The organism is Rubrivivax soli, assembly GCF_049810355.1.
Lineage (GTDB): Bacteria > Pseudomonadota > Gammaproteobacteria > Burkholderiales > Burkholderiaceae_C > Rubrivivax.
Window position 1 is genome coordinate 1,678,257 of sequence record NZ_CP187368.1, and the last position, 23,645, is coordinate 1,701,901.

Sequence of the window (23,645 nt, forward strand, 5' to 3'; positions counted from 1 at the left end):
GTGCCCCGCCCCGTGCTCACGCTGATCGCCGCCGTCGCCCGCAACGGCGTCATCGGCCACGCCAACCAGCTGCTGTGGAAGCTGCCCGAGGACATGGCGCACTTCCGCAGCAGCACCGCGGGCTGCCCGGTGGTGATGGGCCGCAAGACCTGGGACTCGCTGCCGCCGCGCTTCCGGCCGCTGCCGGGGCGGCGCAACATCGTCGTCACGCGCAACCCCGACTGGCAGGCGCCGGGCGCCGAGGCCGCGGCTTCGCCGGCGGCAGCGCTGGCGCTGGCTGGCGCGGTCGAGCGGGTGTTCGTCATCGGCGGCGCCGACCTCTACGCCGCGGCGCTGCCGCTGGCCGACGAGCTGCTGCTGACCGAGCTGGACGCCGACTTCGACGGCGACACGCGCTTCCCGGCCTGGGACCGCGGCGCCTACGCCGAGGTCGAGCGGCAGACGCAGCGGGCCGCGCCGCCGAACGACTTCGACATCAGCTTCGTGCGCTACCGGCGGCGCTGACGCTGCCGCGGCCCGGCCAGCCCGCCCGGCTCATTCGGCCTTGGCGCCGCTGTCCTTCACGACCTTGGCCCACTTCGTGATCTCGGCGGCCTGGAACTGCGCCAGTTCCTCGGGGCTGGAGATCCAGCTTTCCAGCCCCAGCGTCTTCATGCGCTCGGCCACCTCGGGCAGCGCGAAGACCCGCTTCATCTCGGCGTTCACGCGCGCCACCACCTCGCGCGGCGTGCCGGCGGGGGCGAACACCGCGAACCAGGTCGTGGCCTCGAAGCCGGGCACAGTCTCGGCCACCGTGGGCACGTCGGGCGCGGCCCCCGAGCGCCGCGCCGTCGTCTGCGCCAGCGCGCGGATCTTGCCTTCCTTGGCCATCGGCAGCGCCGACGGCATGTTGTCGAACATCAGCTGGATCTGCCCGCCCACCAGGTCGGGGATGGCGAACTGCCGGCCCTTGTAGGGCACGTGCGTCATCTTCGTGCCGGTGAGGGACTGGAACAGTTCGCCCGAGACGTGCACCGAGGTGCCGATGCCGGGCGAGCCGTAGCTCAGCGTGCCGGGGTTGGCCTTCATGTAGGCCACCAGTTCGGCCACGCTCTTCACCGGCAGGCTGTTGGTGACGACCAGCAGGTTGGGCGCCGAGGCCACGTGGGCCACGGGCACGAAGTCGCGCACCATGTCGTAGGGCAGCTTCGCGTACAGCGCGCCGTTGATGGCGTGCGTGCCCACGGTGCCCATCACCAGCGTGTGGCCGTCGGCCGGCGCCTTGGCCACGAAGTCGGCCCCCAGGTTGCCGCCGGCGCCGGGCTTGTTCTCGACCACCACCGTCTGGCCCAGCTGCGCCTTGTCGGCGAACAGCCGCGCCAGGATGTCGGGCGCGCCGCCCGGGGGGAAGGTGACGACCAGCCGCACCGGCTTGGTCGGGAAGCCCTGCGCTGCCGCCGACAGCGGGGCCGTCATGGCCGCGACGGCCGTTGCGGCCAGCGCCAGGCTGGCGAGGAATCGCTTGCGTTGCATCGTGTCTCCGTGTCGTTGTCGTGACGGGCGCGCACGCCTGCACCGCGCGGCACCCGGCGTGCTTGGCGCGGTGCCGGCCCAGGATAGACGCGCCTGCCTACCGTCCGCAATGGCGTTGTCACGCGCCCGGCGGGCGCAACGGTTAGAATCTCGCGGTTACCCGCCTCGTTCCCGAGGTCACCGTGCAAGGGCCTGTCCGCTTTTGTTCATCGGCACGCCCGATGTCCTGCAGCCCCCCTCTTTCACCCTTGGCCTGGCGACGAAGCCGCGCACCTTTGCGCAGCCAGCGTTGTTGCACGCTGGTTCACACCGCCAGGAGACTCTGTTTGGCCAAGGAAGAACTGATTGAAATGCAAGGCACCGTCGACGAGGTGCTGCCCGATTCCCGTTTCCGCGTGACGCTGGAAAACGGCCACGTGCTGGTGGCCTACACCAGCGGCCGCATGCGCAAGCACCACATCCGCATCCTCGCGGGTGACGCGGTGTCGCTGGAACTGTCGCCCTACGACCTGAGCAAGGGCCGCATCACGTTCCGCCACATCGAGCGCCAGCGCCCCGCGCCGGGCGCCCAACAGCGCCGCTGACGGCGCGCTGCCGGTCCGCAGCGCCTACAGCGTGCGGATCTGCAGCTTGCGCACGCGGATCGTGCCGCCGGCCGACTGCAGCGCGATCGGCCCGCTGCGGAAGCGCTGGTCGCGCCGTTCGGCCACCTTGCGGCCGTTGCGCGCGATCGCGATGCGCTCGCCGCGCGCGCTGATCTCCAGCGTGCTCCAGCGGTCCACCGCCAGCGTGTCGGGCCGCCAGTCGGCGATCTCGACCTCGTGGCTGTTGTCGGCCGCCACCCGACGCCGGTCCTGGCAGCGCAGGAACAGCCCGCTGTCGGCCGCCGCGTCGGCCCAGAACTCAGCCCGCAACTCGAAATCGGTGTAGCTGTCGGCCGAGACCAGGAAGCCGGCCCGGCCCTGCAGGCCCTGCACGGCCCCGCCGGCGACGCTCCAGCGGCCCACCCCCAGCGGCGACCAGCCGGCCAGCGTGCCGGGGTCGCTGCCGTCGATCAGGGTCGTCCAGCCACGGCCCGACGGGCCCAGCACGCCCGATGCCGACGGCGGCGCACCGGTGCCGCCGCCCGCGCAGGCGGCCAGCAGGGGGGAACGGCCATCGCGGCCAGGAAGACTCTGCGCTCCATCGTGGGTGTGTGCGTTCGTGCGTGTGCGTCGCGTGCTGCGGCCTCCGCGCAGCGTAACGCGCCGAGCACCACCGCCACGCCCGTCCACACCAAGGCTTGCAAGCGTTACGCCGCAGGCCGCCGTGCCGCCGGCCGCCGCTCAGGCCGGCGCGGCACCCTCGAAGGCCCGCTGCAGCAGCGCGCGCAGCGCAGCACGCTCCAGCGGCCGGGGGTTCGGGTACGGCGTGGTCACGGCCAGGTCCGCGGCGCGGTCCAGGCCGCCTTCGGGCATGCCAATGTCACGCAGCGCGGTCGGCGCACCCAGGCGCTGCGCCAGCGCGTGCAGGGCCGCCGGGGCACCGCCCGGCGCATCCGCGGCCACGCCCAGCGCCCGCGCGATGCGCGCCATCGCCTGCGGCGCCTGCGCGGCGTTGTAGGCCAGCGCGTGCGGCAGCACCACCGTGTGCACCTCGGCGTGCGGCAGGTTGAAGCTGCCGCCCAGCGTGTGGCAGAGCTTGTGGTGCAGCCCCATCGTGGTGGCCCCGAGCACGATGCCGCACAGCCAGGCGCCCTGCAGCAGGTCGCTGCGCGCCGCCAGGTCGTGCGGGTCGGCCTGCAGCCGCGGCAGCGCTGCCGTGCAGGCGCGGATGCCCTCTTCGGCCATCAGCGCGATCACCGGGTTGGTGTCGGGCGCATACAGGCCTTCGGCGCCGTGCGCCACCGCGTTCAGCGCGCTGGTGATGCTCAGGCCCAGCGGCAGCGTCAGCGACAGCTCGGGGTCGTAGAGCACGGTCTTGGGCAGCACACGGGCATCGCGCCCCGTCTTCTTCACGCCGGCGTCGGTGAGGCCGTAGATCGGCGTCATCTCGCTGCCGGCATAGGTGGTGGGCACGGCCAGGATGGGCAGGCCGGAGTCGAGCGCGATGGCCTTGCCCAGCCCGGTGGTGGAGCCGCCGCCGATGGCCACCGCGCAGTCGGCACCCAGGCGCCGCGCCTCGGCGCGCGCTGCCTGCGCGGTCTCCAGCGGCACGTGCATCTGCGCCTGGGCAAAGATGCCGGCACAGCGCGACCCCAGCAGCGCCGCCACGCGCTCGGCCGACGCACGCTGCTGGGGCGTGCACAGCACCAGCGCACGCGTGGCGCCGAGCTGCGCGATCTCGGCCGGCAGCTGCTGCAGCACGCCGGCGCCGAAGACCACGCGGCTGGGGTGGGCCTGGTAGATGAAGTGCGTCGTCATGCCGGGCATTGCATCAAAGCAGGCCCGCCACTCCAAGCGCAGCGGGCGGGAAACAGTTTTCCTGCGCGATCAACAGGTCCTCAGGAGGTCCTCAAGAGGTCCACTTCCGCTCGTAGTCCATGCGCACGAAGTGCTCGGCGACGAAGTCGACGAAGCAGCGCACCTTGGCCGGCAGGTGCCGGCGCGTGGGGTAGGCGATGTTGATCGTCAGCCGCGGCAGGTCCCACGCGGGCAGCAGCGGCACCAGGCGGCCGGCGACGATGTCGTCGTGAACGATGTACATCGGCTGCACCAGGATGCCCAGGTGCTTCAGCGCCGCGGCGCGCAGCACCTGGCCGTCGTTGCTTTCCAGCAGGCCCTGCACCGCCACCACCGTCTCGTGCCCGTCGCGCGTGAAGCGCAGCTGGCTGGGCTGGTTGGCCAGGTTGTAGATCAGCAGCCGGTGCTGCAGCAACTCCTCGGGCGTGCGCGGCTCGCCGTGGCGCTGCAGATACAGCGGCGACGCCGCCGGCACGCGCCGCGTGCCCGCCAGCCGGCGCACGGTGATGGCCGAGTCGACCTCGAACTCGCGGTTGCGGATGGCGACGTCGATGCCGCTCTCCAGCAGGTCCTGGTAGCGGTTGGAGACCACCACCTCGACGCGCAGCTCGGGGTAGCGCGCATGGAACTCGGGCAGCAGCGGCGCGATGACGATCATCGAGAACGACAGCGAGGCCTGCACGCGCAGCAGCCCGGTCGGCTTGAGCACGGCCTCGTTGACCGCGCTCTCGGCTTCCTGCATCTCGGCCAGCAGCGGCTTGCAGCGGCGGTAGAAGGCTTCGCCCACGTCGCTGAGGAACAACCGGCGCGTGTTGCGCTGCACCAGCCGCGCCGCGAGCCGCTCCTCCAGCGCAGCGAGATGCCGGCTCGCCGCGGCGTTCGACAAGCCCAGCGCCTCGGCCGCGCGCGAGAGGCTGCCGAGCTCGGCGACCTGCACGAACAGCTCGATCTCGGTCCAACGGTCCATGCGCGATCCAACGACCCGTGTTAACCCGAAGTTTTCCGTTCAGCGGAAGAAAGCTTTGTGCCGACGCGCCTTCCGCCGCTGTGCGTGCAAGTCTAGATTCGCGCAGCTGCTGCCCTTGCAGGGAAGAACCCGGGTCCGTTTGCCATGCGCAAGATCGACGAAGACACCATCACGCAAGCCGTCATCGCCCGCCACGCGGCGGCGTCCGACGCGCGCCTGCGCGAGGTGATGACGAGCCTGGTGCAGCACCTGCACGCCTTCGCCCGCGAGGTGAAGCTGAGCGAGGCCGAGTGGTTCGCGGGCATCCGCTTCCTCACCGAGGCCGGCCACATCACCGACGACAAGCGCCAGGAGTTCATCCTGCTGTCCGACACGCTGGGCCTGTCGACGCTGGTGACCGCGCTGAACCACAAGAAGCCCGCCGGCTGCACCGAGGCCACGGTGTTCGGCCCGTTCCACGTCGAAGGCGCGCCGCACTACGCGCTGGGCGCCGACGTCGCCAACGGTGCCAAGGGCGAGCCGTGTTTCGTCAACGCGCAGGTGCGCGGCCTCGACGGCACGCCGGTGGCCGGCGCCGAGGTGCAGGTGTGGCAGGCCGACGCCGACGGCTACTACGACGTGCAGCGCGCGGGCGACGACACGCACCGCGCGCGCGGCGTGCTGCACACCGACGCCGCGGGCCGGCTGCACTTCCGCTCGATCCTGGCCGAGCCCTACCCGATCCCGCACGACGGCCCGGTGGGCCGCATGCTCGACCACCTGGGCCGCCACCCGTGGCGGCCCGCGCACCTGCACTTCATGATCACCGCGCCGGGCTACGAGCGCCTGATCACGCACGTGTTCCGCGAAGGCGGCCGCTACCTGGATGCCGACGCGGTGTTCGGCGTGCGCGCCTCGCTGATCGCCGACTGGGTGCGCCACGAGCCCGGCACGGCCCCCGACGGCAGCCACAGCGCCGTGCCCTTCTACACCCTCGATTTCGACTTCGTTCTCAACCCGGAGACAACACGATGAACAAGAGAACACCGCTGCGCCTGCTGGCCCTGACCGCCGCGCTGGCCTTCGGGCTGCCGGCTGCCGCACAGCAGACCTTCAAGCTCACCATCGCTTCCAGCCACCCCACGACGCTGCCCTGGGTGGGGCTGATGAGCACGCTGTTCGTGCCCGAGGTCAACAAGCGCGTGGCGGCGCTGAACAAGGGCTACAAGATCGAGTGGCGCGAGGCCTACGGCGGCCAGCTCTACAAGATGAACGCCACGCTGAGCTCGGTCGAGCAGGGCGTCACCGACATCGGCTGGGTCTTCCACAACCTCGAGGCGGCGAAGATGCCGCTGAGCCAGTTCGGCACCGTCACGCCCTTCACCACCGAAGACGTCCGCGTGATCCTCGACGTCGTCAACGAGATGCACGAGACCGTGCCGGCGCTGAAGAAGGAGTGGGAGCGCAACAACGCCGTGTTCCTGGGCGCCACGGGCGTCGACACCTACCACCTGTTCACGAAGCAGCCCATCGCCACCTACGCCGACCTGAAGGGCCGCAAGATCAGCGCGCCCGGCAGCATCGGCCTGTGGCTGCGCAACTCGGGCGCGGTGGCCGTGGACGGGGCGCTGCCGAGCTACTACACCGACATCCAGAGCGGCGTCAGCGAAGGCACGATCTCGATCGCCACCGGCATCCTGCCGAACAAGATCTACGAGGTCGCGCCCTACATCACCACCGTGAACATCGGCGCGCTGTACATCGGCGGCATGGCGATGAACAAGGACAGCTACGACAAGCTGCCCGCCGACGTGCAGAAGATCGTGCGCGACGTCGGCCAGGAATACTCGAAGGCGCTGGGCCAGACGCTGATGCAGCGCTACGAGGGCGCGCTGAAGACCATGGTCGAGGTCGGCGCCAGGCAGACGCCCGCCGTGCGCGTGACCAACCTGAGCGCCGGCGAGCGCGAGAAGTGGGTCAGCTCGTTGCCCAACCTGGCCGCCGACTGGGCGAAGACCAACGCCGGCAAGGGCCCGACGAAGGAGATCGTGAAGACCTACATGGACGCGCTGCGCAAGCGCGGCGTGAAGCCGGCACGCGACTGGGACAAGGAGCTGTGAGCTACGAGTCGAACACCGACCTGGACGCGACCTCGCCGTTCCGCGACGGCGTGCCCAGCTCGCCGCTGGGCAAGGTGATCGACGGGTTGAACGCCGTCGGCTCGCTGCTCATCGGCGCCGTGATGGTGCTGATGTGCGCCGACGTGCTGCTGCGCAACCTGCTCAACCACCCGATCGACGGCGTGGCCGAACTGGTGGCCACGTCGATCATCATCATCGTCTTCCTGCAGTTGCCGGCGACATTGCGGCACGGCCGCATGTCGCGCGCCGACCTCTTCCTCGACCCCTTCCTGCAGCGCCGCCCGGCCGCGGGCCGCGTGCTGCGCGCGCTGTTCTCGCTGGCCGGCGTGTTCGCCTGCGGCGTGATCGCCTGGGCCACCTGGCCGCTGCTGGCACGCGCGTACACCGAAAGCGAGTTCATCGGCATCGAAGGCGTCTTCACGTTCCCCATCTGGCCCATGCGCTTCGTCGTGCTGCTGGGAGCCGCACTCGCCACGCTGCAGTACCTGCTGCTGGCCTGGCAGGACCTGAAGGAATCCCGGCATGTCTGACCTCTCGATCGGCATCGCCGCCTGCCTGGCGCTGCTGACCTTCATCTACTTCGGCATGCACATCGGCGTGGCGCTGATCGTCACGTCGTTCGTCAGCGTGCTGATGATCAAGTCGGGGCCGGTGGCGGCGCGCTTCGTCGCCGCGGCGGCCAACGACGCCATCCGCGACTACCTCTTCGGCGTGGTGCCGCTGTTCGTGCTGATGGGCATGTTCGTCAGCGTCAGCGGCGTCGGGCGCGACACCTTCGACGTCTTCCAGTGGCTGCTGCGCCGCATCCGCGGCGGCCTGGGCCTGGCCACGGTGGCCAGCAACGCGGTGTTCGCGGCCATCACCGGCATCAGCATCGCCTCGGCGTCGGTGTTCACCAAGGTCGCGGTGCCCGAGATGATGCGCATGGGCTACACGCCGCGCTTCAGCGTCGGCGTCGTCGCGGGCTCGTCGGTGCTGGGCATGCTGATCCCGCCCAGCCTGCTGATGATCATCTACGGCGTCATCGCCGAAGAGTCGATCGGCCGCATGTTCATCGCCGGCCTGGTCCCGGGCATCGTGCTGGCGCTGGGATTCGCCGTGCTGATCATCGGCATGGCCTACCTGGTGCCGCACAAGGTGGGCAACGCGGCGGCCCTGATCGACGTGCCGTCCACCGAGACGCCGGGCAGCGCCGCGAGGAAGATCATCCCGATCGCGGCGCTGATCGTGCTGGTGCTCGGCGGCCTGTACGGTGGCCTGTTCACGCCCACCGAGGCCGGTGCCGTGGGTGCGGCGGGCTCGTTCGCCATCGCGCTGCTGCGCCGCCGCCTCACGTGGAAGAAGCTGTGGAACGTGCTGGTCGAGACCGGCTACGTCTCGGTCTCGGTGCTGTTCCTGATCCTGGCGGCTTCGCTGTACAGCCGCATGCTGGCGCTGACCGGCATGCCGGCGGCGGTGACCGAGATGATCACGACGCTGGGCCTGGGCCCCTGGGGCTTCCTGGCCGCCTACGTGGCGATCGTCATCGCGCTGGGCTGCATCATCGACTCGGTGTCGATCATGCTGATCATGCTGCCGATCGTGCTGCCGGTGGCGCGCGCCTTCGGCATGGACATCGTGTGGTTCGGCGTCATCACCGTGGTGGCGGTCGAGATCGGCCTGCTGACGCCGCCCTTCGGCGTCTCGGTCTACACCGTGAAGTCGGCGCTGAACGACCCGCGCATCAGCATCAAGGACATCTTCGCCGGCACCTTCCCGTTCGTGCTGTCGATGGTGGCGGTGCTGGTGCTGCTGGTGGCGTTCCCGTCGCTGTCGACCTACCTGGCGCGGGCCTGAGGCAGCGATGGTCCACGTCTTCCACCTGATCGACCACCCCGGCAAGACCGCGCTGCGCGAGCGGATGCGGCCGGCGCACAAGGCCTGCCTGGCGCAGGTGGCCGGGCGCATCGCGTTCGCCGGCCCGCTGCTGGCCGACGACGGCAGCACCATGCTCGGCAGCCTGCTGGCGATCGACTTCGGCAGCCGCGCCGAGGCGCTGGCCTGGCTGGCCGACGAGCCCTTCACGCGCGCGGGCCTGTACGCGCGCAGCGAGGTGCATGCGTTCCAGAACCTGTGGCCGCAGCGGGCCGGGTTCCCGCCCGCGCCATGATCCGCCACATCGTGATGTGGCGCGTGCGTGGCGACACGCCGGCCGAACACGCGGCCAACATCGCCACCGTGTGCGCGGCCTTCGAGGGCCTGCGCGGCCGCATCCCGGGCCTGCGCCACCTGGAGGTGGGCCGCGACACCAGCGGCGTCGACTACGCCTGCGACGTGGTGCTGCTGACCGACTTCGACGACGCCGCGGCGCTGGCCGCGTATGCGCAGCACCCGGAACACCTGCGCGCGCGCGACGCCGTGGGCGACCTGCGCATCGCGCGCCACCAGGTCGACTACGTGCTGGGCTGACCAGCCAGCCGGTACCACCACACGCCGTCGGCGTCGGCCTCGCGCAGCACCTCGCCGCGGTGCCACAGGTGGTTCAGGCAGGCCACGCTCTCGCCGGTGGCCATGCCCAGCAGGTGTTCGTCGCCTTCGCCGATGGCGCGTGCGAACAGCGCACCGAAGACGTCGATGGCGCGGCGCGGCTCGGTCAGCCGCCGCCGCAGCCGCTCGAGCGCCTTGGCCTGGCCTTGTTCCAGCGCGTCGAGCCGCGCGTGCAGGCCGCGGAAGACGTCGTTGTGCGACGGCAGCACCAGCACGTCGTCGGGCACGCGCGCGCGGATGGTCTGCAGCGAGGCCAGCCAGTCGGCCAGCGGGTCGGCGTCGGGCTCCAGCGGGTAGACCGAGACGTTCGACGAGATGCGCGGCAGCACCTGGTCGCCCGAGATGAAGAGCTTCAGCCCGGGGCAGTACAGGCAGGCGTGCTCTGGCGAGTGGCCGCTGCCCATGACGACCTGCCAGTCGTGCGCGCCGATGCGCAGCGTCTCGCCGTCCTGCAGCCGGCGGTAGCTGTCGGGCAGCGCGTGCACGTGGTTGCCGAAACTGCCGAAGCGCACGCGGTAGCGCTCCAGCGCGGCGTCGCCCCAGCCGGCGCGGCGGTAGAACGCGGTGCCGTCGGGCGGCGCCTCGCGGCCGGTGTCCGCGAGCACGACGCGGCAGTTCATGTACTCCAGCCGCGACATCCACAGCCGCACGCCGAAGCGCCGCGTCAGCCAGCCGGCCATGCCGACGTGGTCGGGGTGCATGTGGGTGACGAACACGCGCGACACGCTGCGGCTGTCGGGCGCCTTCGAGAAGAGGTCGCGCCACACCGCGGCCACCTCGTCGGTGCGGGTGCCGGTGTCGACGATGGCCCAGCCCTCGCCGTCGTCCAGCACCCACAGGTTGATGTGGTCCAGCGCATAAGGCAGCGGCATGCGCACCCAGAACACGCCGGGCAGCACCTGCAGCGACTGCCCGCGCTGCGGCGGCGCCTCGAAGGGGTAGACCAGCGGCACGCGCAGGCTGGCGGCGCTGGCGGTGGGGTCGTCGGCGGGCGGGGGCATGGGCATGGGCAGCGTCGTGGCGGCGGCGTCGGGGTCAGGCCGCCATTGTCGGGGCGGAACGCCGCACCCAGCCCTTGCGTGCTTCCTCGACCCACAGCACGGTGCCGGCCAGCGCCAGCAGCTGCAGCAGCGTGCCGGCGTCCAGCGGCTGCGTGTGGAACAGCGCGTTCATCGGCGGTGCGTACAGCACCAGCATCTGCAGCGCCACCGACAGGGCCAGACCGCCCAGCAGCCAGCGGTTGCGCAGCAGGCCCAGGCGCAGCGCCGAGCGGCTGGCCGACTGGCAGTTCATCACGTTGAACCACTGGCACATGGCCAGCAGCGTGAAGACCTCGGTGCGCAGCAGGTCCTCCGGCACGCCCTGTGCATGGCGCCAGGCGAACCAGCCGAAGCACACCGCCACCGCGCTGCTGGCCATCAGCGCCACGCGCTGCAGCAGCGCGCGGTCGAGCAGGCGGTCGTCGCGCGGCACCGGCGCGCGGCGCATCTCGTCGCCGTCGGCCGGGTCCATCACCAGGTTCACGGTCAGCGTGCCCTCGGTGACGATGTTGATCCACAGGATCTGCACCGCCGCCAGCGGCAGCGGATAGCCGCCCAGCAGTGCCAGCAGCAGCACCGCCACCTCGTCGATGCTGGTGGCGAACAGGTACAGGATCACCTTCTTCAGGTTGCCGTAGACCACGCGGCCCTGCTCCACCGCGGCCACCAGCGTGGAGAAGTTGTCGTCGGTGAGCACGATCTTGGCGGCGCTCTTGGCGACCTCGGTGCCGGTGATGCCCATCGCCACGCCGACGTCGGCACGCGCCAGCGCCGGGGCGTCGTTGACGCCGTCGCCCGTCATTGCGACGACCTCGCCACGCGCCTGCAGCGCCTGCACGATGCGCAGCTTCTGCGCCGGCTGCACACGCGCGAAGACGGCGATGCGCGGCAGCGCCGCGCGCAGGTCGGCCTCGCCCAGGCGTTCGAGCTCGGCGCCGTCGACCGCGGCATCGCCGTCGCGCGCGATGCCCAGCGCGCGTGCGATCGCCAGTCCGGTGAGCTTGTGGTCGCCGGTGACCATCACGGTGCGGATGCCGGCGCCGCGGCAGGCCGCCACCGCCTGCCGCACGGCGTCGCGCGGCGGGTCGATCTGCGCCACCAGGCCCAGCAGCCGCGCACGGCCGGTCAGCGCGTCGAAGCCGGCCTCGGGCGCGAGCGGGTCGTCGGGCACCTCGGCCACCGCCAGCACGCGCAGCGCCTGCGCGGCCATCGCCTCGGCCGCAGCGCGCGCGCCCTGCACCACGGCCGGCGCCTCGCCGCCGCACAGGCGCAGCACGGACTCGGGCGCGCCCTTCACGAAGACACGGCGCGGCGCCCCGTCCATCGCGTGGCGCGTGGCCATCAGCTTGCTGTCGGAATCGAACGGCAGCTCGGCGCCGCGCGGCGCAGCGCGGCGCAGCGCCTCGAGGTCGAGCCCGGCCTTGCGCGCCAGCACCAGCAGCGCGCCCTCGGTGGGGTCGCCGAGCACGGTCCAGGCCGTGCGCTCGCCGTCGGGCGGCAGCAGCTGGGCGTCGTTGCACAGCGCGGCGGCCTGCAGCAGGGCCAGCAGCGCGGGGTCGGCGGCGGCCGCGAGCGGCATTTCGCCCTCGCGCAGCGCGCCGCCCGGCGCGTAGCCGATGCCGCCGACGGCGACCTCGCGCGCCAGGGCCGCAGCGTCGCCGGCGCCGGGCAGCCACAACCGCACCACCGTCATCTCGTTCTTCGTCAGCGTGCCGGTCTTGTCGCTGCAGATCACGGTGGTCGAGCCCAGCGTCTCCACGGCCGACAGCCGGCGGATGATGGCGCCGCGCTGCGCCATGCGCTGCATGCCGACCGCCAGCGCGATCGTCATCGCCACCGGCAGGCCCTCGGGCACCATCGACACCATCTGGCTGATGGCCACCATCAGCACGTCGGCCAGCGGCAGCTGCCGCCACAGGCCCAGCAGCACCACCAGCACGAACAATCCCACGGCCGCGGCCACCAGCGCGCGGCCGAACTGCGCCAGGCGGCGCTCCAGCGGCGTCTTCGGCTCCTCGGCACCCTCGGTGAGCCCGGCGATGCGGCCGACCTCGGTGCGCGCGCCGGTGGCCACGACGACCGCGCGCGCCCGGCCGGCCGTGACGTGGGTGCCCGAATAGACCATGCCATGGCGGTCGGCCAGGCCGGCGGACTCGGGCACCGCCGCCACGGACTTGGACACCGGCACCGACTCGCCCGTCAGCGCCGCCTCGGCCAGCTGCAGCTGCGCCGCCTCGACCAGCCGCGCGTCGGCGGCCACGGCGTCGCCCGCGGCCAGCAGCACGGTGTCTCCCGGCACCAGCATGCGCGCCGCCACCACCTGCTCGCCGCCGTCGCGCAGCACGCGCACCTGCAGCGCCGACAGGCGCCGCAGCGCCGCCATCGAGCGCTCGGCCCGGCCTTCCTGGAAGGTGCCGATGACGGCGTTGACCAGCACCACGACCAGGATGACGCCGGCATCGCCGAGGTGGCCCAGAGCCACCGCCAGCACGGCCGCGACGAACAGGATCGCGATCAGCGGGCTCACGAACTGGCGCGCGAAGGTGCGCCACAGCGGCCGCGGCGGGGCCTCGGGCAGCGCGTTGTCGCCGTGGCGCGCCCGGCGCAGTGCCACCACCGCGGCCGACAGGCCCAGCGTCGCATCGGCATCCAGCTGCTGCAGCACCTGCGCCGGCTCCAGCGCGTGCCAGGGCGTCGCCAGGGCAGCGTCGGCAGGGTGACGGTCGGAAACCGGATCGTGCAAGCGATGCTCCTGGTGGCTCGCTTATTCTCGACCGATCCGCAGCCCTGTTCCTTGCCCGACGTCACCGCCCGCCGCAGCACGCCATGCACGCCCACATGCCGCTCATCGTCACCCTGGCCGCCGCGCTGGGCCTGTCGCTGGCGCTGGGCTTCGCCGCGGCCCGCCTGGGCCTGCCGGCGCTGGTGGGCTACCTGCTGGCCGGCGTGCTGCTGGGGCCGCACACGCCCGGCTTCGTCGCCGACCTCGACCTGGCGGCACAGCTGGCCGAGATCGGCGTGATGCTGCTGATGTTCGGCGTCGGCCTGCACTTCTCGGTGCAGGACCTGATGGGTGTGCGCAAGATCGCGGTGCCGGGTGCGGTGGTGCAGATCGCCGTGGCCACCGCGATGGGCGCGGGCCTGGCGACGTGGTGGGGCTGGTCGGCCAGCGGCGCGCTGGTGTTCGGCATCTCGCTGTCGGTGGCCAGCACCGTGGTGCTGCTGCGCGCGCTGGAGAGCCGCGGCGTGCTCGACTCGCAGAACGGCCGCATCGCGGTGGGCTGGCTGATCGTCGAAGACCTGGCGATGGTGCTGGTGCTGGTGCTGCTGCCGGCGCTGGTGGAGCTCGGCGCGGGCAACGGCACCGGCGGCAGCGCGCAGGACCTGTGGCTGGCGCTCGGGCGCACGCTGCTGGCGGTGGGCGCCTTCGTGGCGCTGATGCTGCTGGGCGGGCGGCGCGTGCTGCCGTGGCTGCTGTGGCAGATCTCGAAGACCGGCTCGCGCGAGCTGTTCACGCTGTGCATCATCGCGGTGGCCGTGGGCATCGCCTACGGCGCGTCGGCGCTGTTCGGCGTCTCGGTGGCGCTGGGTGCCTTCTTCGCCGGGCTGGTGCTGCGCGAGTCGGAGTTCAGCCACCGCGCGGCCGAGCAGTCGCTGCCCTTCCGCGACGCCTTCGCGGTGCTCTTCTTCGTCTCGGTGGGCATGCTGTTCGACCCGCGCGTGCTGGTCGACCGCCCGCTGCAGGTGCTGGCGGTCACGGCCGTCATCATGGTGGGCAAGTCGCTCGCCGCGGCGGCACTCGTGCTGGCGATGCGCTACCCGCTCAACACGGCGCTCACGGTGTCGGTGAGCCTGGCGCAGGTCGGCGAGTTCTCGTTCATCCTGGTGGCGCTCGGCGGCTCGCTGGGTGTGCTGCCGCCGGAAGCCAAGAGCCTGATCGTCGCCGGCGCGCTGCTGTCGATCGCGCTGAACCCGCTGCTGTTCTCGCTGGTGGAACCGGCACGGCGCTGGATCCTGGCCCGCTCGGCGCTGGCGCGGCGGCTGGAGGCACGCGACGACCCGCTGGCCGAGCTGCCGCAGAGCACCGACCGCCGCTTCCTGGCGCGCCAGGTGGTGCTGGTGGGCTACGGCGCGGTGGGCCGGCGCATCGCCGCGGCACTGGCCGAACGCGACATCCCGTTCGTGGTGGTCGAGCAGAGCCGCGAGCGCGTGGAAGCGCTGCGTGCCGCCGGCCTGCACGCGGTCTCGGGCGACGCGGCCGACCCGGCAGCGCTGGTGCAGGCGCACATCGCCGATGCCGGCCTGCTGGTGGTGGCGGCGTCCGACAGCACCGACGTGCGGCCGATGATCGAGACCGCCCGCGCGCTGAACCCCGGCATCCCGGTGATCGTGCGCGCGGCCAATGCCGAGGAGGCCGCGCTGCTGCTGCAGGAAGGCGCGCACAAGGCCGTGCACCAGCGCGACGCGCTGGCCGAGGTGATGGCGCGCGACGTGCTGCAGGTGATGCAGCCGCCACCGCGCCCCGAGGGCCACTGAGCGCGCGGGTCGCACGCCCTGCCGGCGCAGCCACAATGGCGGCATGCTCCGACACCCGCTGCGCGTCTTCCCCCTGCAAGGCGCCACCAACTTCCGCGACCTGGGCGGCTACCCGGGCGACGCCGGCCGGCCCGTGCGCTGGCGCCGCATCTTCCGCTCCGACCACCTCGGGCACCTGACCGAGGCCGACAAGGCCGCCATCGCCGCACTGGGCGTGGCGCGGGCGCTGGACTTCCGCGGCGTGCAGGAACGGGCCGCGATGCCGTACGCGCTGCCCTCGCTGGCGCAGCACTCGCTGGCCATCGAGCCTTCGGTGGTGCAGCGCATGCACGAGGCCGGCAGCGCCGGCCGCGCCGTCACGCCGGCCCTGGTGACCGGGCTGATGGAGGACCTGTACCGCGAACTCGTCGACGCCCACGCCCCGCGCTTTGCCGAGGTCTTCCAGCACCTGCTGGACGACGACGCGCCGCTGCTGTTCCATTGCACGGCCGGCAAGGACCGCACCGGCGTCGCGGCGGCGCTGATCCTGCTGGCCCTGGGCGTGCCGCGCGACCTGGTGCTGCAGGACTACCTGCTCACCAACGAGCTGTACCGCAGCCCGCACCACCGCGGCGACGCGCCGCCCGACCCGGTGATGGCCGTGCTGTGGGGCGTGCAGCCGAGCTTCCTCGACGCCGCGCTGCGGCGCGTGGAGACGGCGCACGGCGGCATCGACACCTACCTGCGCGAGCGCATCGGGCTCAGCACGGCGGCGCTGGCCGACCTGCGCGCACGCTGCCTGGACACGCCGCCCGCCGGCCCCTGAGGATCCGGTCCGGACGAGGCGGGTTCGTTCGCAGCGTCTCAGGCGCCGACCATCGCCTCGACGATGCGCACCACGGCCAGCGCCTCGTCGGCCGTGGCCAGGCCGTGCGCGGGGTCGCCATCGAGCAGCGCCGCGAGCGCGTCGAGCGTGGCGCCGCTGCTGTCCACGCGCGGCGTGGTGCTGCCGCCATGTTCCAGGCTGGCCCAGTTCACCAGGGCCGCGCGGTCACGGCTGCCGACGATCTCGAAGCGGTTGTCGTCGGCCACCGTGCCGGCCACCGCGGCGTCCACGTGCAGCGTCACGGCCGCATGCACCAGCCGCGCCTGCAGCCGCGTCTCGCTGCCGCCGGGGGCGCGTTCCAGCACCACGCCGGCCACCTCGGCCGGACCGAACAGGCGCTGCGCCAGGAAGACGAAGTGCGACAGCACCTCGCGGGTGAAGCCGCCCTGCGCCGGGCCTGCCAGCCAGTCGGCGGCTCCGGCCTGCCACGGGCGCGGCCACTGCGCGAAGCGCAGGCGCACCGTGGCCTGCTGCACCGCGCCCAGCGCGCCGCTGCGCAGCAGGTCCACGAGCCGCAGCGCTGCCGGGCTGCGCGCGAACGGAAAGTTCACCGCGCACGGCAGGGCAGCGGCCGCCACCGCATCGCGCAGGGCCTGCGCCTGGGCCACGGTGTGGGCCAGCGGCTTCTCGCACAGCACCGCCTTGCGCGCGGCCACCGCGGCGAGCACGCCTTCGAGGTGGGCGGCCGGTGGCGAGGCCACGTAGACGAGCTGCACCGCGGGGTCCTGCGCCAGCGCCTGCAGGCCGGCGGCAAGGCGGGCACCGTCGGGCAGGGCCGACTGCGCCGCGGCGGTGTGCGGATCCCACAGGGCCGCGACCTCGAAGCCGGGGTGCTGCTGCAGCGCCGCCATCATGCGCCGGCCCATGATGCCGGCCCCCACCACGCCCACCCCCCGAATCACCGTCATCGTCCGCCTTGTCTGCTGCAAAGGGCGGGACGATACGCCAGCCGCGGCACGCCGCGCGGACGCAGCACCCGGGCACGGGGCCCGCAACCCGGGGGCGTGGCGGCCGCGTGTCTCGGCCTTGCCCGGCTGGCGGCGCCGCGGCGGCGGCGGTCAGCCGTCACGGCCGTCGGCGCGGGGTGCCAGCAGCCAGGGCGTGTAGACCACCAGGTAGATCGCGAAGGCGGCGCTCCAGGCCAGCGCCGCCGCCACCAGCGCCGCCGCCAGCCACTGCGGCGCGGCCAGCGGCAGCAGCACGCGCAGCGCGGCCGCCAGCAGCACCAGGCCGTAGGCCACCGTCTCGGCCCGCGTGGCCTGCAGCGGGCGCCCCGTGTGGCCGCGGGCCGTGCGCGTGACCATGCCGAGGATCAGCCCGCCGGTGGCGCCCACGGCCAGCGCGTGCAGGCCGGCGGACACCGCCACCACGCCGGCCATCGCCAGTGCCAGCAGCACCAGGCCGAGCGGCAGCCAGGCGTAGGCGGCGTGCAGGATCCACAGCAGCGGCCGGGTGCGCGTGCGCCACGGCTGCCAGTGCCACTGGCGCGCCAGGTGCAGCGCGGCGGCCGCGCCCAGCACCAGCGCCGTGGGCAGCCCCGGCGGCGCCAGCACCCACAGCGCCAGCCCCAGTGCCGTGGTGGCGAGCACGGCACGTTCGAGCCCCGGCCGCGGGTGCAGCTGCAGGCCCGGCGTGGCGCTCATCGTGAACGCCGGCACGATGCGACCGGCGATCACGCACTCGATCATCACCACCAGCGCCAGCCCGCCGTGCAGCGGGCGCAGCGGGTCCAGCGCCAGCCAGCCCAGCATGGCGGCATGGAACACCGCGTTGGCGGCCGTCAGCAACAGCAGCAGCGCCACCAGCGGCAGGTTGCGGCGGTTGCCGGCACGCAGCAGGCGGTCCACCAGCACGGCGGCCACGAGCGGCAGCAGCAGCAGGTCGAGCACGGCGTACACGGCATACGGCGCCACCAGCGCGGCCAGCCGCGCCGCCAGCCACAGCCCCGCGAGCAGCCCCAGCCACGCGCCGCGCGGCGTGGCCAGCCCGGTCCAGGCCTTGCCGGCGGTGAGCAGGAAGCCCGTGATCACCGCGACGGCGAAGCCGTAGAGCATCTCGTGCGCGTGCCACGGCAGCGGCGCCACCGGCGCGCGCCACGGCAGCCACCCCAGCAGCACGGCCACCCAGGCCGGCACCGCCAGCACCGCGAACAGCGCGGCACCCAGGTAGAACGGGCGGAAGCCCAGGCGCAGCAGCGGCCAGCCGGCGGGCGCGGCGGAAGACAGCTCGGAGCGTGGCTTGATAAGTTGCATCGTGTGTGCATCTTATGCGCGGGCACGGCCCAAAGCAATACACTGCATGCATCTTCGAAGCCGCCGATGTGCCCGTGCGATGCGCCTGTCCGAGTACACCGACTACACCCTGCGCGTGCTGATGCACTGCGCCGCCCACCCCGGCCAACGGGTGACGATCGGCACGCTGGCCGAGACCTACCAGGTGTCGAAGAACCACCTGATGAAGATCGTCAACGACCTGGCGCACCAGGGCCTGGTCGCCACCACGCGCGGCCGCGGCGGCGGCCTGCGGCTGCTGCGCGACGCCGCGAGCATCCGCATCGGCGACGTGGTGCGCGCCTGCGAGACCGACTTCCGACTCGTCGAATGCTTCGACGGCAGCACCAACGCCTGCACGCTGACGCCGCAGTGCCGTCTGAAGCGCGTGTTCGACGAGGCGCTGCGCGCCTGGTTCGCGGCGCTCGACGGCGCGACGCTGGCCGACATCGCGAAACCTGCGCGCACCCGGCCTGCCCCCGCCGTCGCCAGGCCGATGCTGCCACCGCGCAGCCGGCGCAGCGCCTGAGGCGGCCGCGCCGTGCCTCAGCCGCCGTGTTCCGCGCGGTAGCGCGCCAGCGTCGCCGCGTCCATCGGGTACAGGCCGGGCAACGTCGCGCCGCGCTGCACCTGCTCCATGATCCAGGCTTCCTGCCGTTCCTGCTCGGGGCCGTGTTCCAGCACCGCAGGCAGCAGCGCCTCGGGGATCAGCACCACGCCGTCGCCGTCGGCCACCACGATGTCGTTCGGGAACACGGCCACGCCGCCGCAGCCCACCGGTTCCTGCCAGTTCACGAAGGTCAGCCCGGCCACCGAGGCCGGCGCCGCCGTGCCCTGGCTCCACACCGGCAGGCCCGTGCCCAGCACGCCGGCGAGGTCGCGCACCACGCCGTCGGTGACCAGTGCCGCCACGCCGCGCTGCGCCATGCGCGCACACAGGATGTCGCCGAAGACACCGGCATCGGTGACGCCCATCGCGTCGATGACCGCCACGCAGCCGGCCGGCATGGCCTCGACGGCCGCGCGCGTGGAGCGCGGCGAGGCCCACGAGGCCGGCGTCGCCAGGTCTTCACGCGCAGGCACGAAGCGCAGCGTGAACGCGCGGCCCACGGTGCGCGGCTGTTCGGGGCGCTGCGGCTTCGGACCACGCATCCAGACGCGCCGCAGCCCCTGCTTCAGCAGCACGGTGGTGATGGTGGCCGTGCTCACGCCCTGCAGCGTGGCGACGACGGCGGGGTCCAGCAGCGTGGTGGTGGTGGTGGTCATGGGGTCGGGGGTCGTCAAGGCGTGCCGGGCTGCAGCGGCACGGCGCGCAGGAAGTCGAAGTCGCAGCCGTGTTCGGCCTGCAGGGTCTGGGTCTGGTACAGCCGCTGGTAGCCGCGCGGCGGCACGGCCGGCGGCGGCGGCAGCGCGGCGCGGCGGGCGGCCAGTTCGGCGTCGTCCACCAGCAGGTCCAGGCGGCGCTGCTGCACCGACAGCCGGATGCGGTCGCCGTGCCGCACCAGGCCCAGCGGCCCGCCGGCGGCCGCCTCGGGCGAGACGTGCAGCACCACGGTGCCGTAGGCGGTGCCGCTCATGCGTGCGTCGCTGATGCGCACCATGTCCTTCACGCCGGCCTGCGCCAGCTTCGCCGGGATCGGCAGGTAGCCGGCCTCGGGCATCGCGGCGTCGCTGGTGGGGCCGGCGTTCTGCAGCACCAGGAAGTCGTCGGGCGTGACGTCGAGCTCGGGGCTGTCGATGCGCGCGGCCAGGTCGGCCAGCGACGTGAACACCACCGCGCGGCCGCTGCGTTCGAACAGTGCCGGGTCGGCGGCCGAACGTTTCAGGATCGCGCCGTTCGGCGCCAGCGTGCCGAACAGCGCCACCAGCCCGCCCTGCGGCGTGACCGGCGCGTCCAGCGCCCGCACCACGGCGCGGTCGACCCAGGGAGCCTTCCCTGCCCCGTCCTCTGCGGCGGCCAGGCGCTGGCCCAGCGTCTCGCCGGTCACGGTCATGCAGTCCAGGTGCAGCAGCGGCGCCAGCTCGCGCAGCACCGCGCCCATGCCGCCGGCGGCGAAGAGGTCCGACATGTAGTGCTGGCCGGTGGGTTTCAGGTCCACCAGCACCGGCGTGCTGTCCGACAGCGCATTCAGCCGCTGCAGCGACACCGGGATGCCGCGCCGCCCGGCGATGGCCGTCAGGTGGATCAGCGCATTGGTCGAGCCGCCGATGGCCAGCAGCACACGCAGCGCGTTGTCCACCGAGGCGGGCGTGATGATCTGGCTGGGCCGGATCGGCTGCAGCGCCAGGGCCACCGCCTGCCGGCCGCTGGCTTCGGCAGCGCGCAGCCGGTCGGCGTGCACGGCCGGGATGGCCGCCGTGCCAGGCAGCGACATGCCCAGCGTCTCGGCGATGGCCGCCATCGTGCTGGCCGTGCCCATCACGCCGCAGGTGCCGGCCGTCACCGCGAGCTGGCCTTCCACCTGCTCGATGCCGGCAGCGCTGATCTGCCCGGCGCGGTAGCGGCCCCAGAAGCGCCGGCAGTCGGTGCACGCGCCCAGGCGCTCGCCCTGGTAGGGCATCGGCAGCATCGGGCCCACCACCAGCTGCACCGCCGGCACGTCGGCCGATGCCGCGCCCATCAGCTGCGCCGGCACGCTCTTGTCGCAGCCGCCCAGCAGCACCACGGCGTCCATCGGCTGCGCGCGCACCATCTCCTCGATGTCGATCGACATCAGGTTGCGGTACTTCATCGAGGTCGGCGACAGGAACGACTCGCCCAGCGAGATCGTGGGAAAGTCCAGCGGCAGCCCGCCGGCGGCGATGACGCCGCGCTTGATGGCCTCGACCAGTTCCGGGCTGTTGCGGTGGCAGGGATTGAAGCCGCTGGCCGACTGCGCGATGCCGACCACCGGCCGCTGCAGCATCTCGGTCGACCAGCCCGCCTGCTTCGCGAACGTGCGGCGCAGGTAGAGGGAGAAGTCGGCGTCGCCGTACTGCGTGAGGCCGCGGGCGAGGCCGACGGGCGGAGGGCTGGTCACGGGGGGAGCTCCTGGCGGCGCGAAGGGGCGCCGCTGCAGCCCGGGTTCTACCAGCAGTGGCGCGCCACAATGCCGCGATGCATCCCACCCACCCTCCCCTGCGCATCGGTGTTCTCGGCTGCGCCAACATCGCCCGCTTCTTCGTGCGCGACGTGCGCGCCAGCCCTGCGGTGCAGGTGGTGGCGGTGGCCAGCCGCGACACCACCAAGGCCGCCACCTTCGCTGCCGAGTTCGGCATCGCCCGTGCGCACGGCAGCTACGAGGCGCTGCTGGACGACGCCGGCGTCGACGCCATCTACCTGCCGCTGCCCAACAGCCTGCACGCGCCCTGGGCGCAGCGCGCCGCCGCCGCCGGCAAGCACGTGCTGTGCGAGAAACCGCTGGCAGTGCACCTGGCCGAGGCGCAGGCGATGTTCGACGCCGCACGCCGCCACGGCGTGCTGCTGCTGGAGGCCTACCCCTATTGGTTCCAGCCGCAGACCGGCGCACTGGTGCAGTTGCTGCAGGCAGGCGCCATCGGCAGCGTGCGTTCGGTGCAGGCCAGCTTCGGCTTCACGCTGCGCCAGCCCGCCGGCAACATCCGCATGGACCCGGCGCTGGGTGGCGGCGCGCTGCTCGACGCCGGCAGCTACCCGCTGAGCCTGATCCGCCTCGTGATGGGCGCGGCGCCGCAGCGCGTGCAGGCCGAGGCCAGCTACGCCGACAGCGGCGTCGACATCAGCCTGTCGGGCACGCTGCTCTACGCCGACGGGCGCCGCGCACAGCTGTCGTGTGCGATGGACGTGGCCACGCACCGCCACGCCAGCATCGTCGGCACCGCCGGCGTCATCGAGACCGAATACCTGAACCACACCGCCGAGCCCGGCGCCGCCCATCCCTGGGGCTGGCAGCCGAGCCAGATGCGGCTGCGCCGCGGCACCGCCAACAACCTGCCCTTCGAGACCGTGCACAGCGCCACCGGCAGCGGTTTCCGCTTTGCCGCCGAGGCCTTCGCACGGGTGGTGGCGGCCGGCGACACGGCAGCCATCGACCGCGCCGCCGCGGCCAGCCTGGACATCGCGGCGACGCTGGAAGCGCTGGCGCGCAGCGCGCGGCTGGGGCATGGGGTGGACGTGGACGTGCCGGGCCGCTGAATCCGACATTGCGCAAACTGCCAACGAACGCTGGCAGTTTGCGCAGCAAGTGCAGCACAGCGCAGCAGGTCTTGCGCTTCCGCTTGACGTGCATCCCCGGGAGACTGGCGCCATCACTGTTTGCGCCCCGGTCTCCGCCATGACGACGTTCCACCCCACCCGCACCCCGACCAGCACACGCTTCCTCGGCGCCGACGACGTCGTGCGCCTCGTCCAGCGGCAAGGCCTGCCGGCCGCCATCGCCGGCATCGCCGCACGCATCGAGGCCGCCTTCCTGCGCTGGCCCGACTTCGACAAGACGGCCCGCGTGGCCGCGCACTCGCCCGCCGGCGTGATCGAGCTGATGCCGATCGCCGACGCCGCCGACTTCGCGTTCAAGTACGTCAACGGCCACCCCGGCAACACACGCCAGGGCCTGGCCACGGTGATGGCCTTCGGCGTGCTGGCCGACGTGGCCACCGGCCTGCCGCGGCTGCTGTGCGAGCTGTCGCTGGCGACCGCGATGCGCACCGCCGCGATGTCGGCGCTGGCCGCGCGCACGCTGGCGCGGCCGGGCAGTGGCGTGATGGCGCTGGTCGGCAACGGCGCGCAGAGCGAGTTCCAGGCGCTGGCCTTCCGCGACCTGGTGGGCGTGCACACGCTGCGGCTGTTCGACGTGGACCGCGCGGCCACGGACAAGCTGCTGCGCAACCTGGCCGGCGCCGGCCTGCGCCTGCAGGTCTGCGCCAGCACCGCCGAGGCCGTGCGCGGCGCCGACATCGTCACCTCGGTCACGGCCGACAAGCGCCGCGCCACCATCGTCACGCCCGACATGCTGGCGCCGGGCATGCACCTGAACGCGGTCGGCGGCGACTGCCCGGGCAAGACCGAGCTGCACGCCGACGTGCTGCGCGCGGCGCAGGTCTTCGTCGAATACGAACCGCAGACCCGCATCGAAGGCGACATCCAGCAGCTGCCGGCGGACTTTCCCGTCACCGAGTTCTGGCGCGTGCTGGCCGGCCAGGCGCCGGGCCGCCGCGGCGACGACGCGATCACGGTGTTCGACTCGGTCGGCTTCGCGCTCGAGGACCTGGCGGCGCTGGCCTGGCTGCACGACGCAGCGGTGGCCCAGGGCGTGGGCCGGTGGATCGACCTGGTGCCGGCCACGCCCGACCCGAAGGACCTGTTCGGGCTGCTGCGGCAAGCCGCTCCGCGGCTGGCGGCAGCAGCCTGAGG

General features: G+C 72.9%; 23 protein-coding genes. 13 read left to right on the forward strand and 10 right to left on the reverse strand.

Translation table 11 applies throughout. The features are described 5' to 3' along the window. Positions 1–504 carry a dihydrofolate reductase gene (locus ACPOLB_RS07625; RefSeq protein WP_425260709.1) on the forward strand — a complete coding sequence of 168 codons (504 nt, stop codon included), beginning with the start codon at positions 1–3 and terminating at the stop codon, positions 502–504. Positions 505–534: 30 nt separating this feature from the next. On the opposite strand, the gene ACPOLB_RS07630 is transcribed toward ACPOLB_RS07625, so the two are convergent. Beyond that, positions 535–1,512: a Bug family tripartite tricarboxylate transporter substrate binding protein gene (locus tag ACPOLB_RS07630; RefSeq protein WP_425260710.1), complete on the reverse strand. Its 978-nt coding sequence runs from the start codon at positions 1,510–1,512 to the stop codon at positions 535–537. Between the two features lie 326 nt (positions 1,513–1,838). Between ACPOLB_RS07630 and infA the strand changes: the two genes are divergently transcribed. Then, on the forward strand, positions 1,839–2,096 hold the full coding sequence (gene infA, locus ACPOLB_RS07635; protein WP_425260711.1) for a translation initiation factor IF-1: 258 nt from the start codon (positions 1,839–1,841) through the stop codon (positions 2,094–2,096). A 24-nt stretch (positions 2,097–2,120) separates the two neighbouring features. Here infA and ACPOLB_RS07640 read toward each other — a convergent pair whose 3' ends face one another. The 3 genes from ACPOLB_RS07640 to ACPOLB_RS07650 form a co-directional block, all read right to left on the reverse strand. Beyond that, on the reverse strand, positions 2,121–2,603 hold the full coding sequence (locus ACPOLB_RS07640; protein ID WP_425260712.1) for a 3-keto-disaccharide hydrolase: 483 nt from the start codon (positions 2,601–2,603) through the stop codon (positions 2,121–2,123). A 234-nt stretch (positions 2,604–2,837) separates the two neighbouring features. Then, positions 2,838–3,914, reverse strand: a complete 1,077-nt coding sequence (locus ACPOLB_RS07645) for a maleylacetate reductase (protein ID WP_425260713.1) — start codon at positions 3,912–3,914, stop codon at positions 2,838–2,840. A 91-nt stretch (positions 3,915–4,005) separates the two neighbouring features. After that, a complete protein-coding gene (locus ACPOLB_RS07650) occupies positions 4,006–4,920 on the reverse strand; it encodes a LysR family transcriptional regulator (RefSeq protein WP_425260714.1) in 915 nt (304 codons plus the stop codon). 144 nt (positions 4,921–5,064) lie between these two features. Here ACPOLB_RS07650 and ACPOLB_RS07655 point away from each other — a divergent pair, with 144 nt between their 5' ends. The 6 genes from ACPOLB_RS07655 to ACPOLB_RS07680 are packed head-to-tail and all read left to right on the forward strand — an operon-like array spanning position 5,065 to position 9,488. Continuing rightward, complete coding sequence (locus tag ACPOLB_RS07655; protein ID WP_425260715.1) at positions 5,065–5,934, forward strand: intradiol ring-cleavage dioxygenase; 870 nt, start codon at positions 5,065–5,067, stop codon at positions 5,932–5,934. Next, a complete protein-coding gene (locus tag ACPOLB_RS07660; protein ID WP_425260716.1) occupies positions 5,931–7,019 on the forward strand; it encodes a C4-dicarboxylate TRAP transporter substrate-binding protein in 1,089 nt (362 codons plus the stop codon). The genes ACPOLB_RS07655 and ACPOLB_RS07660 overlap by 4 nt, the downstream gene beginning before the upstream one ends. Then, positions 7,016–7,570, forward strand: coding sequence for a TRAP transporter small permease subunit (locus ACPOLB_RS07665; RefSeq protein ID WP_425260717.1), 555 nt, complete (start codon positions 7,016–7,018; stop codon positions 7,568–7,570). Before ACPOLB_RS07660 ends, ACPOLB_RS07665 begins: the two co-directional genes overlap by 4 nt. Then, entirely contained in the window at positions 7,563–8,876 is a 1,314-nt protein-coding gene (locus ACPOLB_RS07670) for a TRAP transporter large permease (protein ID WP_425260718.1), read from the forward strand. The genes ACPOLB_RS07665 and ACPOLB_RS07670 overlap by 8 nt, the downstream gene beginning before the upstream one ends. Before the next feature lie 7 nt (positions 8,877–8,883). Then, entirely contained in the window at positions 8,884–9,189 is a 306-nt protein-coding gene (locus ACPOLB_RS07675) for a YciI family protein (protein ID WP_425260719.1), read from the forward strand. Beyond that, complete coding sequence (locus tag ACPOLB_RS07680) at positions 9,186–9,488, forward strand: Dabb family protein (RefSeq protein ID WP_425260721.1); 303 nt, start codon at positions 9,186–9,188, stop codon at positions 9,486–9,488. The genes ACPOLB_RS07675 and ACPOLB_RS07680 overlap by 4 nt, the downstream gene beginning before the upstream one ends. Here the strand turns inward: ACPOLB_RS07680 and ACPOLB_RS07685 are convergent. After that, positions 9,473–10,567: an MBL fold metallo-hydrolase gene (locus ACPOLB_RS07685; RefSeq protein ID WP_425261894.1), complete on the reverse strand. Its 1,095-nt coding sequence runs from the start codon at positions 10,565–10,567 to the stop codon at positions 9,473–9,475. The two genes, ACPOLB_RS07680 and ACPOLB_RS07685, sit on opposite strands and share 16 nt — an antisense overlap. Positions 10,568–10,601: 34 nt before the next feature. Then, on the reverse strand, positions 10,602–13,349 hold the full coding sequence (locus ACPOLB_RS07690) for a cation-translocating P-type ATPase (protein WP_425260724.1): 2,748 nt from the start codon (positions 13,347–13,349) through the stop codon (positions 10,602–10,604). 83 nt (positions 13,350–13,432) lie between these two features. Between ACPOLB_RS07690 and ACPOLB_RS07695 the strand changes: the two genes are divergently transcribed. Both ACPOLB_RS07695 and ACPOLB_RS07700 read left to right on the forward strand, forming a co-directional pair. Next, on the forward strand, positions 13,433–15,142 hold the full coding sequence (locus ACPOLB_RS07695; RefSeq protein WP_425260725.1) for a cation:proton antiporter: 1,710 nt from the start codon (positions 13,433–13,435) through the stop codon (positions 15,140–15,142). Between the two features lie 43 nt (positions 15,143–15,185). Further along, positions 15,186–15,947 (forward strand): tyrosine-protein phosphatase, encoded by a 762-nt coding sequence (locus ACPOLB_RS07700; RefSeq protein ID WP_425260726.1) that lies wholly within the window; start codon positions 15,186–15,188, stop codon positions 15,945–15,947. A 38-nt stretch (positions 15,948–15,985) separates the two neighbouring features. Here ACPOLB_RS07700 and ACPOLB_RS07705 read toward each other — a convergent pair whose 3' ends face one another. Together ACPOLB_RS07705 and ACPOLB_RS07710 are read right to left on the reverse strand one after the other, a co-directional pair. Next, positions 15,986–16,915: a Gfo/Idh/MocA family protein gene (locus ACPOLB_RS07705; RefSeq protein ID WP_425260727.1), complete on the reverse strand. Its 930-nt coding sequence runs from the start codon at positions 16,913–16,915 to the stop codon at positions 15,986–15,988. 150 nt (positions 16,916–17,065) lie between these two features. Continuing rightward, positions 17,066–18,259: an NnrS family protein gene (locus ACPOLB_RS07710; RefSeq protein WP_425260728.1), complete on the reverse strand. Its 1,194-nt coding sequence runs from the start codon at positions 18,257–18,259 to the stop codon at positions 17,066–17,068. 79 nt (positions 18,260–18,338) lie between these two features. Here ACPOLB_RS07710 and ACPOLB_RS07715 point away from each other — a divergent pair, with 79 nt between their 5' ends. Next, positions 18,339–18,806 (forward strand): RrF2 family transcriptional regulator, encoded by a 468-nt coding sequence (locus ACPOLB_RS07715; RefSeq protein WP_425260730.1) that lies wholly within the window; start codon positions 18,339–18,341, stop codon positions 18,804–18,806. Positions 18,807–18,823: 17 nt separating this feature from the next. Here ACPOLB_RS07715 and ACPOLB_RS07720 read toward each other — a convergent pair whose 3' ends face one another. Further along, on the reverse strand, positions 18,824–19,543 hold the full coding sequence (locus ACPOLB_RS07720) for a ribonuclease activity regulator RraA (RefSeq protein ID WP_425260731.1): 720 nt from the start codon (positions 19,541–19,543) through the stop codon (positions 18,824–18,826). Positions 19,544–19,557: 14 nt separating this feature from the next. Beyond that, the gene (locus ACPOLB_RS07725) at positions 19,558–21,297 is read right to left on the reverse strand and encodes a dihydroxy-acid dehydratase (RefSeq protein ID WP_425260732.1); all 1,740 of its coding nucleotides are present in this window, start codon (positions 21,295–21,297) and stop codon (positions 19,558–19,560) included. 77 nt (positions 21,298–21,374) lie between these two features. Here ACPOLB_RS07725 and ACPOLB_RS07730 point away from each other — a divergent pair, with 77 nt between their 5' ends. Further along, positions 21,375–22,430 carry a Gfo/Idh/MocA family protein gene (locus tag ACPOLB_RS07730; RefSeq protein ID WP_425260733.1) on the forward strand — a complete coding sequence of 352 codons (1,056 nt, stop codon included), beginning with the start codon at positions 21,375–21,377 and terminating at the stop codon, positions 22,428–22,430. A gap of 139 nt (positions 22,431–22,569) precedes the next feature. After that, complete coding sequence (locus ACPOLB_RS07735) at positions 22,570–23,643, forward strand: ornithine cyclodeaminase (protein WP_425260734.1); 1,074 nt, start codon at positions 22,570–22,572, stop codon at positions 23,641–23,643. The last annotated feature ends 2 nt before the right edge of the window (positions 23,644–23,645 follow it).